General features: G+C 68.3%; 10 protein-coding genes. 2 read left to right on the top strand and 8 right to left on the bottom strand.

What is annotated here, in order from left to right; all coding sequences use genetic code 11:
* Nucleotides 1–140 precede the first annotated feature (140 nt).
* Complete coding sequence (locus tag ASD84_RS19020; RefSeq protein WP_056713769.1) at nt 141–1,220, bottom strand: mannose-1-phosphate guanylyltransferase; 1,080 nt, start codon at nt 1,218–1,220, stop codon at nt 141–143.
* Nucleotides 1,221–1,283: 63 nt separating this feature from the next.
* Here ASD84_RS19020 and ASD84_RS19015 point away from each other — a divergent pair, with 63 nt between their 5' ends.
* Nucleotides 1,284–2,015, top strand: coding sequence for a TIGR03089 family protein (locus ASD84_RS19015; RefSeq protein ID WP_056713766.1), 732 nt, complete (start codon nt 1,284–1,286; stop codon nt 2,013–2,015).
* Nucleotides 2,016–2,061: 46 nt separating this feature from the next.
* Here the strand turns inward: ASD84_RS19015 and ASD84_RS19010 are convergent, their stop codons facing one another.
* The 7 genes from ASD84_RS19010 to ASD84_RS18980 form a co-directional block, all read right to left on the bottom strand.
* Nucleotides 2,062–4,194, bottom strand: a complete 2,133-nt coding sequence (locus ASD84_RS19010; protein WP_056713765.1) for an N-acetylmuramoyl-L-alanine amidase — start codon at nt 4,192–4,194, stop codon at nt 2,062–2,064.
* A gap of 386 nt (nt 4,195–4,580) precedes the next feature.
* Nucleotides 4,581–5,348 carry an ABC transporter ATP-binding protein gene (locus tag ASD84_RS19005; RefSeq protein WP_056713762.1) on the bottom strand — a complete coding sequence of 256 codons (768 nt, stop codon included), beginning with the start codon at nt 5,346–5,348 and terminating at the stop codon, nt 4,581–4,583.
* On the bottom strand, nt 5,348–6,235 hold the full coding sequence (locus ASD84_RS19000; RefSeq protein ID WP_056713760.1) for an ABC transporter permease: 888 nt from the start codon (nt 6,233–6,235) through the stop codon (nt 5,348–5,350). The genes ASD84_RS19005 and ASD84_RS19000 overlap by 1 nt, the downstream gene beginning before the upstream one ends.
* Nucleotides 6,228–8,210: a glycosyltransferase gene (locus tag ASD84_RS18995; protein WP_056713757.1), complete on the bottom strand. Its 1,983-nt coding sequence runs from the start codon at nt 8,208–8,210 to the stop codon at nt 6,228–6,230. The genes ASD84_RS19000 and ASD84_RS18995 overlap by 8 nt, the downstream gene beginning before the upstream one ends.
* A complete protein-coding gene (glf, locus tag ASD84_RS18990; RefSeq protein ID WP_056713755.1) occupies nt 8,207–9,406 on the bottom strand; it encodes a UDP-galactopyranose mutase in 1,200 nt (399 codons plus the stop codon). Before glf ends, ASD84_RS18995 begins: the two co-directional genes overlap by 4 nt.
* 6 nt (nt 9,407–9,412) lie before the next feature.
* Entirely contained in the window at nt 9,413–10,312 is a 900-nt protein-coding gene (locus ASD84_RS18985; protein ID WP_056713752.1) for a glycosyltransferase family 2 protein, read from the bottom strand.
* A complete protein-coding gene (locus ASD84_RS18980) occupies nt 10,309–11,226 on the bottom strand; it encodes a glycosyltransferase family 2 protein (RefSeq protein WP_235531177.1) in 918 nt (305 codons plus the stop codon). Before ASD84_RS18980 ends, ASD84_RS18985 begins: the two co-directional genes overlap by 4 nt.
* Before the next feature lie 93 nt (nt 11,227–11,319).
* On the opposite strand from ASD84_RS18980, the gene ASD84_RS18975 reads away from it, so the two are divergent.
* Nucleotides 11,320–12,771, top strand: a complete 1,452-nt coding sequence (locus ASD84_RS18975; protein WP_056713749.1) for an AAA family ATPase — start codon at nt 11,320–11,322, stop codon at nt 12,769–12,771.
* The last annotated feature ends 27 nt before the right edge of the window (nt 12,772–12,798 follow it).

Below are 12,798 nucleotides of genomic sequence, written 5' to 3'. Positions count from 1 at the left end.
GAGACGCGTCTCCGGCGTTGATCCGGGCGAGCAAGCTCGCCGTCGACGCCTCCCGCCGCGCTGCCGCGCCGCAGTTGGCTTGCGTAGCGCCACCGTTGGCATGGCGGCAAGCCAGCAGTGTCGGGTCAGACGCACGACCCCTACACCAGGTCTGACCTGCCCTGGTCCTTCAGGGTCGCGACGATCGCCTTGACGTCCTGGGCGCGCTCGCGCGACATGACCAGGAGCGCGTCGGGGGTGTCCACGACGACCACGTCGTCGAGGCCGATGACCGCCACGACCCGACCTGACGCGGGGACGACGAGGCCGGTCGCTGCCAGCAGGTGCACGCTGGACTCGTCGCCGAGCACCGTGCAGGTCTCCTGCTCGCCCAGCAGGTTGGCCAGGGAGTCGAAGTCACCGATGTCGTCCCACCCGAAGGCGCCCGGCACGGTGGCCACGCGGCCGAGAGCCGCAGCGGGCTCGGCGATCGCGTGGTCGATGGCGATCCGGGGCAGCTGGTCCCACAGCTGCGGCAGCAGGGCCGGGTCCTCGGCGATCTTGCGCAGGTTCGCGGCGAAGTCGGGGTCACGGTCGGCCAGCAGGTCCAGCAGCACCGTCGGCCGCACGACGAACATGCCGGCGTTCCAGCGGTAGCGACCCGAGGCGAGGTACTCCTCGGCCACCGGCACCGATGGCTTCTCGACGAACTCCACGACCCGCCGCACCGACGGGTGCCCCGCCAAGGGCTCGCCCTGGTGGATGTAGCCGAAGGCGGAGGACGGGAACGTCGGTGCGATGCCGATCGTGACCAGCCAGTCGTCGCGGGCCGCGGCGACCGCAGCAGCGACCGCCTCGCGGAACCGGTCCGGTTCGGTGATGACGTGATCGGCAGCGAAGGAGCCCATCACCTCGGCGCCACGACGCTCGAGCACCGCGGCGGCCAGACCGATGGCGGCCATCGAGTCCCGGGCCGACGGCTCCGCCAGCACGGCGTCGGCAGGCAGCGCGTCCAGCTGGCGTCGTACGGCGTCCTGGTGGGCGACGCCCGTGACGACGAGCATCCGGTCACCCACGATCGGCGCGAGCCGGTCGTGGGTCTCCACGAGCAGGGACCGGCCGGATCCGGTGAGATCGTGGAGGAACTTCGGGGACGCTGCGCGAGACAGCGGCCAGAGGCGGGTGCCGGCGCCGCCGGCGGGAACGACCGCCCAGAAACCGGGGATCTCGTCAGCGACCATGCGCGGCACCCTAGTGGTTGCCGCCCGGCGATCGTCGTGGCGGCCTGCACTAACGTCGTCGGGGTGACCACCTTCGCCACCGTCCTGGCGCAACGCCTCCGCGTCGACCCGGGCCAGCCACTCGTCACCTTCTACGACCACAGCACCGGCGAACGGGTGGAGCTGTCCATCACGACCTGGGCGAACTGGGTGGCCAAGGCCGCCTCGCTCCTGGTCGAGGAGTTCGACCTCGAGCGCGGCGACCGGATCTGCCTCGACCTGCCCCCGCACTGGCTCGGCACGGTGTTCCTCGGCGCTGCCTGGAGCGCCGGCCTGGTCGTCGTACCGCCTCCGGGTGAGGGCGACCCGGACGACCTCGCCGCCGTCGTGTGCGGCCCGGACACCCTCGACCGGTGGGCCGGCCGTGCCAGCGAGATCGCGGTCCTGGCCTGCGCCCTGCTCCCCCTCGGCGTCCGGTTCGCCGGTCCGCTGCCCGCAGGCGTCCACGACGTCGGCGTGGAGATCTGGTCCCAGCCTGACGCGTTCACCCCCTGGGACCCGCCGACCTCCGACGACGTGGCCTTCGCGTCCACGGATCGTGAGCTGACCCAGTCCCAGCTGTGGGGGGAGGCGGCCGCCAGCACGCTGGTGGGCGGCGGCCGCCTCCTCTCGGTCGCGAACCCCGTCGTGGAGCCCGCGACCTTCAGCGAACCGCTCACCCAGGGCGGTTCGCTTGTCCTGGTCGCTCAGGCCGAGCAGGACCAGCTCGAGGCGACCTACGTCGCCGAGCGTGCCACTGCCCGCTTCCCCGCCTGAACGACCAGGAGGACTGTGTTGAGTTGGGTTCAGCTGTCGTGACCGGTCACGCCGCGAGGTCGTAGCCGTTGAACTTGCCGAGCGCGATCCTGCCGCTCCAGCCGCTCGTCGTACCGGGGAGGATGTACAGCTGGCTGGTGGCCTTGTCCCGCGCGATGAAGTCGGGCTGGCGGTTGCTGCCGAGACGCCCCACGCCGAGGAGCCAGTCGTAGCTGCCCGCGGTGACCTCCAGGGTCCGGCTGCTCGTCCAGCCACCCGGCCCGTTGCCGGAGTACAACCGCACCGTCGCACCTTCACGCACCAGGCTGTCCGGAGCGCCGTCGTCGGTCAGCATGCCGGCCGGGACGTGGGCGTAGCCCTTCACGCCGCTGTAGGCGGCGTAGCTGGGGGCCAGGACGTGGGTCTTGGTGCCGAGGCCCAGGGCGCCCCTGCCGCCGTAGATCCGCATCGAACCGCCGGCGGGCTGCCCCATCAGGTCCGGGTAGCCGTCACCCGTGACGTCTCCGGGGAAGGCGATGAGCGAGACGTTGCCGAGCAGGTCGGACAGCACCTGCGGCGGGTAGAACTGCCCGTTGCCGCGACCCCGGTAGAGGTGGAGCATGCCGTCGGTCTTGCGGCGGGTGACCATGTCGGCGAAGCCGTCGTTGTCCCAGTCGCCGGCCTTGTAGATGCTGGCGGCGCCGGCGATGTTCACGCCGCTGTCGACCCGGGTCCGGACGGACCACTTCCCGTCGACCGTCCCGAGGCCCAGGGTGAAGAGCCGACCGTCGCTCGCACGGCGCACCAGCACGTCGTTGGTGGAGCCGCCGACGAAGTTGCCCTTGGCCTCACGTGAGGCGAAGCTCTTCTGCGCGCCAGCGGCCATGGTGCGGATCGACGGGATCTTGGCGTAGAGATAGCGTCCCGGGCAGGCCGTGGACCCTGCGTCGCGGTGTCCGCTGATGGCCTGGAAGTACTTCGAGCCGATCTTCTGCGACGTGTCGCCGGCGGCGACGCCGTGCAGTGACAGCTTCCAGGCGAACAACGCGCCGTACGCCGTCAGCATCGCGCTCGGCGGACCCGCGATGTCGAAGTTGCCGATCGCCGACATGGCGAAGGAGTAGTTGTTGTAGCCCTGCGTGTGGGCTCCGACGACCGGGCGGTCGACGCCGCCGGCGCGGCCCTCCCAGATCCGGCCGAACTTGTCGACCAGGAAGTTGTAGCCGATGTCGCTCCAGCCCCGCGTCTTGACGTGGTAGCTGTAGATGCCGCGGATGATGCCGGGCACCTGGTCGGCGGTGTAGTTGTTCGCGTTCACCGTGTGGTGGACGAAGCCGCCGTGGACCTCGTAGTAGCTGAGCGAGGACTTGTCCCGCAGGCTCTCGTTGGCGCCCCACTGGGCCCGCGAGTAGATCTTGGGCTTGGCTGTCGCCGACGCGGCCTGCAGGGCGATCTCGTCGCCGGTCGCAGCCGGGTCGTCCCCGTTGGCCACGGTGTCCAAGGGGTCGGCGCCTTCGGTCGACGCCCGCGCGGTGTCGATGGCCGGCTTCTCGGTCGCGGTCGCCTTCGCCGTACCGGGGTCGATCACGGCGACCTTCAGGTCAGCGGGCGCGGCCTTGTCGGTGGCGACCTTCACCTGGACTGCGTCCACCTCACCGACCAGCAGCGCGTCGGTGCCCGGGCGGGTGTGCTTGCCCTCCGCGGAACGCGGGTCCGGGCCGTGGTCGTCGTGGTACTCCGCTTCGGTCCAGCCCGACCACGTCCCGTCGGTCCTGGTCCGGACCTCGACCCCGATGGCGTCCTCGCCGACCTTCGCCGACGGCGCCCAGGTGACGCCGACCGTTCCGTACCCGTCCACGGGCAGCACGTCGCTGACGATGGCCTCGCCGGCGCCGACGCTCTTCTCGGTGCCGTGCAGGCCGGCCTTGGCCTTCCCCGCGGCCGGATCCGTCAGCGAGTACTGGTCGACCTCCGTGGTCACCTCGGTCGTGGGCACCTTCGAGGGGAACTCCGCGGCACGCAGCGAGACGTCGCCCGGGGTCACGTCCACGGGCTGCATGGGCCGCACGTCCATGGTGACGGTGCGCGCCGCCGGGGTCAGCACGGCCACGACGACAGCAAGGGCCAGCAGCTGCTGGCACAGGGTCACGAACCGGACCCTGCGCTCATTTCCGGAGGTCTCCGACGAGTACGACGACATGTTTTCGCTCCAACCGTGTGTGCGGGGAAGTTGTCACACGAGTAGCAACTTTCACATGCGTCACACGGATTGGAAAGAGTTCGTGAGTAACTACAAACGTGTAATTTCCACTCGACACGCCGATCGTTGCCAGATTTGTCCTTCGGCAACCGGGTCGCCAAACTGAGCCGGTCTCGAGACGGTTGCTGCGCAACCTCCTCGACCAGCGGGGGTCTCGAGACGGAGGCTGCGCAACCTCCTCGACCAGCGAGGCCTTCAGCGGCGCAACTCTTGCCGCCAGACCAACTCAGGTCCTACCGAAGGCAACTGCGCGCGCGGCAGCGCGGCGAGAGGCGCTCGACGGCAGCTTGCTGCCCATCAAAGCGCCGAAGACGCGTATCGCGCCTCTATATGTCGTTGCCGATCTCTTCGTCAGATTCCTGCTCGTCATCGCCGTCGTAGTGCAGGTACTTGATGCCCGCGGTGACGTCGCCGTCGAAGCCGAGGCGGCCCTGCTCGAGGATCAGCACGCGGTCGCACATCTTCTCGACCGAGGCGGCGGAGTGGCTGACGTAGAAGAGGGTGCGTCCGCTCGCGCGGATCTCCTTCATCTTCCGCACACACTTCTGCCGGAAGGGCTTGTCGCCGACAGCGAGGACCTCGTCCGCGAGGAAGATGTCGGAGTCGACGTGGATGGCGACGGCGAAGCCGAGCCGGGCCTTCTGGCCCGAGGAGTAGAAACCGACAGGCGCATCCAGGGTCCTGCCGAGACCGGCGAACTCGACGATGTCGTCGTACTTGCGACGCAGCTCGCGCTCCCCCATGCCGAGGATCGCGGCGTTCAGGACCAGGTTGTCGCGCCCGGAGAGCTGCTGGTGGAAACCGGCTCCCGTGGCGATCAGGCCCGCGATGCGGCCGCGTGTCAGCAGCGTTCCCTGGTCCGGCCGCATGACGCCGTTGATCATCTTCAGCAGGGTCGACTTGCCGGAGCCGTTCAGGCCCATCAGGCCGACCGCCTCGCCCTGCTCGACGGTGAAGGAGACGTCGTCGATGGCGTTGAACTTCTCGCTGGTCTGGTGGCCGCGCGCCTTGGCGACGGTGACCTCGCGGAAGGTGCGGTGGTAGCGGAGGGTGAACGTCTTGGTGACGTTCTCCACGACGATGGAGGACGTCATCACAAACGCTCCGGGATCTTGTTCTCGAGACGGCTGAAGACGAGCTGCCCGACGACGAGGAACAGCAGGCTGATGCCCAGCACAGCCACACCGTGCAGCATGAGGTGGTCCGGCATCACGATCTTGGCCCGCTCCTCAGGGGAGGCCGTACCGACCCAGAACGCCCGCTGGAAGAGCAACACGGCGTCGGCGAGCGGATTCAGCAGGAACAGGCCGGCGTGGTCGCCGAGCCGCTCCTGGACGTAGGCCCACGGGAACATCATGGTGACGCCGTAGCGCACGAAGTGGTTGAAGACGTTGACGATGTTGCCGAAGTCGCGGAAGAACACGTTGGCCGCACTGAACAGCAGGGCGCACCCGGTGCCGATGAAGATGATGATCACCAGGGCGAGCACGAACGCAACCATGCCCACGGCGTCAGGGCGCCAGCCGGACAGGCCGCAGGCGACCAGCAGGATGAGCATCTGCGGCAGCACGTGGTAGAAGGACACGAGGACGGCGGACACGGGGAACATCTCCCGCGGCATCGCCTGCTTCACCACCAGCGCCTTGTTCCGGACGATCGACTGCGTCCCTGAGCTGAAGCTCTCCGTGAAGAAGTGCACGATGATCAGGCCAGCGAACAGGTGGATCGCGAAGTTCGGGACGCTCTTGTGGGTGTTGAAGATGATGCCGAAGACGAACCAGTAGATGAAGAACTGGGTCATCGGGTTGATGTAGGACCAGAGCAGCCCCAGGAACGAGCCCTGGTACCGGGCGCTGATCTCGCGCTGCACCAGCAGGCGCAGCAGGTACCGGCGCTGGAAGACCGCGAGCAGGCCGTTGTCGGCCGAGGGCGGCTTGAGCGGCAGGCTGTCGTAGGCGGGCCGTTCGTCGACTTCAGACATCGGCGTCGCCGTCCACCCAGGGAGCGAAGGTCTTGTCCCACGCCTCGGGCGAGGTGATGTCGCCGAGTGCGGCGCGGTACTGCGCGGCCAGCTCGGGCCACTCCTTGCGATACCGGGCGTGCAGCTCGAGGGTGCGCTTCATCAGGTCCTTGAACCTGGCCTGGTCGCGGACGTAGAGCGCGGCCGACGTACCGTCGTTCATCGACACGATCGCCGAGTCGAAGGTCGCCATCCGGTACCACTTGGCGTCCATCGCCCTGATCTCCGCCTCCGGGAACTCCGACGCCAGGGGGCGCGGCTTCTTGAGCTGGCGCAGCGGCGCGAGGCCGGCCGTGATCAGCTGGGCGCGACGGCTCGGCACCTCGGTGAGGTCGCGACCCTTGCGCGGTGGCTTCTCGCGGCGCACCGGCGGGAAGTCGTCGTGGTCGGCGTGCAGCTGCGCGTCGGTGAACTGCTTGCGGAAGGCGTTCACCTCGGGGAGCTTGGTCGCGAGCATCGCGTGCAGGCCCTCGGGTCCTGCGAGCACGTCCTCCATCGCCTGGATCCGGAGCTCGGCCGTGGAGTACTGCATCGACACCAGGTGCGCGATCTGGTGGTTGAGGCTCTCGCGGATCAGCCGGCCACCCTTGGGGTAGCTCGAGTGCAGCAGCGCGGCGACGAGCCGGTTGCGGAGGTGGAAGTAGGCCTGCCAGTCGAGGGCGTCGTTCTTGTCCGTCCACGGCACGTGCCATACGGCCGCACCCGGGAAGGTCACCGTCGGGTACCCGGCGGCCTTGGCGCGCAGGCCGTACTCGGAGTCGTCCCACTTGATGAAGAGCGGCAGGGACAGGCCGATCTCGGCGATCACCTCACGCGGGATCAGGCACATGAACCAGCCGTTGAAGTCCACGTCGACCCGCTTGTGCAGCCACCGCGCCGAACGCAGGTTGCGCGCGCCGAAGTCCCAGTCGTTGAAGCTGTCCAGCGGCGACATCCACCAGAAGCGCCACGGGTGGATGATCTCGCCGAAGCTGTGCAGCCGGCTCTTGGCGTAGAGGCTGAACATGTGGCCACCGACGATGGTGGGGCGGCGGGCCAGGTCACCGAAGGTGACCGCCCGGATGATGCCCTCGGGCTCGCAGACGACGTCGTCGTCCATCATCATCGCGTACGTCGCCGTGCCCTTGCGCAGAGATTCGGACTGGCCGCGGGCGTACCCGCCGGACCCGCCGAGGTTGCCCTGCTCGATCACCTTGAGCTTGCCGTCGAGGCCCTTCTCGGCTGCCGGGAAGTACTCGCTGTCGGTGACCTTCTGGGTGCCCTGCTCCATCACGAAGACCGTGTCGAGGTACGGCATCAGCTCGGGGGTGCTGAGCTGGCCGAGCAGCTCGGCGCAGAAGTCCGGGCGGTTCATCGTCGTGATCGCGAGGTCGACCGTGCCGTGCTCGGCACGGTCGGCGGGGACCTCGGCGGTCCACTCCGCCGATTCGACGGTCACGTCGCCGTGGCCGGCCACGACGTCGTACCAGTACCAGCCACCGTCAACGAACGGGCCGAGCGAGAGGTCGAAGGTGAGGGTGTTGCTCTCCGCCTCGGTGAGGACGCTCTCGACCTTCTGCTGACGGCCGTTGGCCATCGACTTGTTCACGATGACCGTGGCGCCGGCGCCCTTGACGGTGACCGTGAGGGTCACGGCCGAGACGATCGTCCAGCGGCGCCAGTAGCTGGCAGGGAACGCGTTGAAGTAGGTGCCGAAGGACAGCTTCTCGCCGGAGGGGATCTGTACGGCGGTGCGCGAGAGCACCTGGTCCGGGCGGATCGTGCCGCTCGCGGTCTTCTGCCGGATCGAGGCGTTGTTGAGCTCCTTGGCCGCCCGCGAGCCGCCGACGACGTACTTGTCCTCGTCGAGGTTGGCCTCGTCGGGGTCGAGGTAGAGCGCGAGGACGTCGACGTCACCGTCGACCGGGAGGATCTGTCGCTGCAGAAGTCGCTTCACGCGTCCACCCCGCCACTCTTGAGCTCGGCGCCGTCCGCGAAGTGCGGCTTGAGCTTGTTGTCGTACATCGACAGTGCCGAGGCGATGGCCATGTGCATGTCGAGGTACTTGTACGTGCCGAGGCGGCCACCGAAGAGCACCATCGGCTCCTTCTCGGCGAGGTCGCGGTACTTGAGGAGCTTCTCGCGGTCCTCGGCGGTGTTGATCGGGTAGTACGGCTCGTCGTCGTCCTCGGCGAACCGGCTGTACTCGTGCACGACGACCGACTTGCCGGGCAGGTAGGTGCGCTCCGGGTGGAGGTGCTTGAACTCCAGCACCCGGGTCCACGGAACGTCCTGGTCGTTGGCGTTGACCACACCGGTGCCCTGGTAGTCGTCGACGTCGACGACCTCGGACTCCAGGTCGACGGTCCGCCAGGACAGGCGGCCCTCGCAGTTGTCGAAGTACTCGTCGACAGGGCCGGTGTAGATGACCGGCACCTTGCCCTTGAACTCGTCCTGCACCCCGTTGGACTCGTCGAACCAGTCCGTGTTGACGCGGACCTCGATGTTCGGGTGGTCCGCCATCCGGGTCAGCCAGGCGGTGTAGCCGTCGACGGGAAGGCCCTCGAACTTGTCGTTGAAGTACCGGTTGTCGAAGTTGTAGCGGACCGGGAGGCGCGTGATGATGTCCGCGCTCAGCTCGGTCGGGTCGGTCTGCCACTGCTTGGCGGTGTAGCCCTTGATGAACGCCTCGTAGAGCGGGCGGCCGATCAGGCTGATCGCCTTCTCCTCGAGGTTCTTCGCGTCCGCGGTGGCGATCTCGCTGGACTGCTCGGCGATCAGCGCCCGTGCCTCGTCGGGCGTGTGGCTCTTGCCGAAGAAGCTGTTGATGAGCGCCAGGTTCATCGGCAGGGAGTAGACCTGCCCCTGGTACTTGCCGAACACCTTGTGCTGGTAGTTCGTGAACGCGGTGAAGCGGTTGACGTACTCCCACACCCGTTCGTTGCTCGTGTGGAACAGGTGGGTCCCGTACTTGTGGACCTCGATGCCGGTCTCCGGCTCGAACTCGCTGTAGGCGTTGCCGCCGAGGTGATAGCGGCGCTCGAGCACGAGAACCTTGAGGTCGAGCTCGGTGGCGCAACGCTCGGCAATCGTCAGGCCGAAGAAGCCGGAGCCGACGACAACGAGATCAGGGGTCGACGAAGTAGGAGACACGGTCGGTCAGTCTACGGACGTCGTGGGCACCTGCCGCATCCGACGCGCGTCGCGAAGACCACGCGTGACGTTGCGCACCTCTGCCCGACCACCCCGCAGCGGGCTGAGCAGGACCACGGCCAGCGCGATCAGCCAGGGCTTGAGCCGGACCAGGGGGTTCTCGCCGTACCTCATGTGGACGGCGAAGAGGTTGCGGTACATGTAGTACCCCTTCCACCCCGCGAGGTCGTGCTGCTGGTCGAAGTCCAGCTGTCGCACGAGCACGGCATCGCGCACCGCCCGGATCGGGAATCCCGCGCGCCGGGCCCGGATCGCGAAGTCCACGTCGTCGTAGAAGATGAAGTACGACGCGTCGGGCAGCCCGATCCTGTCGATCACCTCGCGGCGCACCAGGAAGCCCTCGAACGCGACGTTCTCGATCTCGACCGTGGCGGGCATGGCAGCCCGGTTCGGATAGGTCGAGTCGATGCTGGCCGTCTTCGGCCGGATCGCCAGGGGGTTGCGGAGGTCGAACCGGATCGCGGCCTTCTCCACCAGCGCACCGGTGCGGTCCTCGCGCACCGCGATCAGGCAGCTGCCGTCGACCTCGAGCAGGCGGGTGAGGCAGTCCGGCGCGGGCACCACGTCGTCGTCCATCAGCCACATCGCGTCGTGGCCGCGTTCGTGGGCCGTCTTGAGGCCGAGCCTGAATCCGCCGGCACCGCCGAGGTTCTCACTGGTGCGGATGGTGACGAGGCCGGGCAGCGTGGACGCGGCCAGCACCTCGGGCGTGTGGTCGGAGCTGAAGTTGTCGACGACGTAGACGGCGTCGGGAGCACGGTCGAGGGCCGCCAGTCCGGCGAGCATCTTCTCGAGGAGGTCGGCGCGGTTGTAGGTCACCACGACGACGGCAACGGACTCGGTCACCTGAGGTACTTCCGATGTCCCGAGAAGTCGCCGCGCAGGCCGGCCACCGCAGCGCGGGCGCTGAGCGGGATCCGTGCGGGTTGGCGACGGGTGAACAGGTAGAACCACACGGTCTTGAGCCAGAACAGCAGCACGTGCACCCAGCCGCGGTAGGCCCGCAGGTTGAGGGTGTTGTTGCGCGCCATGCAGTAGTGCTTGAGGTCGCTCGGCGTGTGGTTGTACGTCGTCCTGCCGAACATCATCGGCGTCCCGAGGTCGTCGGTGGCCGGGTGGTGGAAGTGCGCGTCGACGACGGTGGCGATCCGGGCACCGGCGCGTTCGGCGCGCCAGAGGTACTCGACGTCGTCTCCCCAGATGAAGAACTCCTCGCGCGGCAGCCCGATCCGCTCCACGAGGTCACGCGTCACCAGCACCCCGTTGAAAGGGATCACCACGCCCTCGATCAACCCGTCGACGGCGGCCTTCTCGACCTCAGCCATCGCGTGCACCACCTTCGTGCCGCCGGGCAACCGGATCGGGAAGCAGAGTCGCTCAGGGTCGTGCTCGGCCAGCACCGCGGGACCGCAGAACTCCAGGCCGTCGCGCTCGACGCGTTCGAGGAGCAGGTCCAGGCAGTCGGGAGCAGGCATGCCGTCGTCGTCCATCAGCCAGACCAGGTCGGCGCCCTCGCGGACTGCCCACTCCAGACCGTGGTGGAAACCGCCGGCGCCGCCGGTGTTGGTCGCCAGCGTCTCGAGCTCGACCGGAACCCCGGCGGGCGAGGTGGAGCCCGCGAGCCACTCCCCCGTGCCGTCCGTCGACGCGTTGTCGACCACCAGGATCCGCTCGAGCCCGGCGACCTCCTGCAGGCGCGGGATGAGTCGCTGCAGCATCGCCAACCGGTTGAAGGTCACGACGACCGCCTGCACACGCACGCGGTCACCCTACTGTTCTGGACCGGTTCACCTGATTCGCCGCTGGTCAGAACTCCGGTGCGGACGAGCCATTGCTGCATCTACGCTCTGGCAATGCCATTCACGGTCACCTCCGGCTCCGAATCGCTCGAACCGGACGACTCCCCCCGCTTCTCCGACATCGCGCGCTACAGCCGATATCTGACGCGAAGCCTCGCGGCACGCGCACGTGCAGCCGACCAGCCGACGTTCCGCTCGATCCTCGCCGACCATCTCGGCGCCGCCCCGTCGGAGCTGCCGATCGTGCTCGAGCAGTGGCCGGCGTACGAGCACGTCAACGTCCAGGCAGCGCTGGACGTCCTCCTCACGGAGGTCGAGGCAGGCGCACGTACCGTCGGTGTCGCGGGCCACCGGCACCACGGACCGTTCGGCATCGCAGACGTCGTCGGCGACGACTCCCTGCACTTCCACGGTCCTCGCCCCGGGAACGTCACGACCGTCGCTCTGCCGATCGGGCCACGTGGAGCCAAGCGCGACTGTCTCCGCGCAGCGTTCGTCCTCTTCACAACCGGATCTGCCAGGGTCGCGCTCCTCGTGCTCGCCCCGGACCGCGAATCCGGGTCCTCCTCGGTGAACGTCGAGATCATCGCGACCGACCCCGGCGTAGCGGACGACATCGGCCGTCGGCTACGCGAGCTGTCGCTCGAGCTCAATGTCTACCGTGGTCAGGTCGTGTCCTTCGGGAACGACATGTTCGGAGAACGCGGCTCCCTGCTGCAGTTTCACGAGCGTCCGACAATGACAGCCGCCGAGCTGATCCTCCCGGAGGCCACGTTCGCGGATCTGCGCCGCCAGGTGGTGGGTGTCGCCCGGAACAGCGCTCGCCTCCGGGCAGCCGGCCAACACCTCAAGCGCGGTCTCCTCCTCTACGGTCCGCCGGGCGTCGGCAAGACACACTCCGTTCGCTACCTGATCGGCGAGCTGACGGGGACGACCGTCGTCGAGCTGACCGGGGACACGCTGCACGCCATCCGCGAGGCCTGCTCCGTCGCGCGCAGCCTCCAACCGGCCATGATCGTCGTCGAGGACGTCGACCTGATCGCCGAGGAACGAAGTCGCTACGGCGGCGAGACGCCCTTGCTCTTCACCCTCCTGAACGAGATGGACGGTCTCGACGAGGACGCCGACGTCGTGTTCCTCCTGACCACGAACCGAGCTGACCTCCTGGAACCAGCCCTGGCCTCGCGGCCCGGGCGAGTCGACCAGGCCGTGCACATCGACCTGCCGGACAGGGATGCGCGACGTCGCCTCGTCGAGCTCTACCGGGGTTCCCTCGCCATCGACCTCAGCCGGCTCGAGTCCGTGCTCGACCGCACGGACCGGGTGACCGCGTCGTTCCTCAAGGAGCTGCTCCGGCGGGCCGCCGTACTGGCTGCCGAACGCGACCCAAGCGCTCCCGACGTACCGCTGGCGGTCAGCGCCGACGACCTCGATGCCGCCCTCGAGGACCTGCTCGACACCCGGAACCAGATGACCCGCGCCGTTCTGGGGTACGACGGCGACTGACCGCCGCCCCGAGAATCAGGCTCGAGC

Source organism: Nocardioides sp. Root682 (assembly GCF_001427795.1).
Classification (GTDB): Bacteria; Actinomycetota; Actinomycetes; order Propionibacteriales; family Nocardioidaceae; genus Nocardioides.
The sequence above is the reverse complement of the archived record's forward strand: the minus strand, read 5'-3'. Positions and strand labels throughout refer to the sequence as shown.

What these genes read in the sequence shown, in the direction of transcription:
- ASD84_RS19020 (WP_056713769.1), bottom strand. Translation starts at nt 1,220, where the DNA reads ATGGTCGCTGACGAGATCCCCGGTTTCTGGGCGGTCGTTCCCGCCGGC.
- ASD84_RS19010 (WP_056713765.1), bottom strand. Translation starts at nt 4,194, where the DNA reads ATGTCGTCGTACTCGTCGGAGACCTCCGGAAATGAGCGCAGGGTCCGG.
- ASD84_RS19005 (WP_056713762.1), bottom strand. Translation starts at nt 5,348, where the DNA reads ATGACGTCCTCCATCGTCGTGGAGAACGTCACCAAGACGTTCACCCTC.
- ASD84_RS19000 (WP_056713760.1), bottom strand. Translation starts at nt 6,235, where the DNA reads ATGTCTGAAGTCGACGAACGGCCCGCCTACGACAGCCTGCCGCTCAAG.
- ASD84_RS18975 (WP_056713749.1), top strand. Translation starts at nt 11,320, where the DNA reads ATGCCATTCACGGTCACCTCCGGCTCCGAATCGCTCGAACCGGACGAC.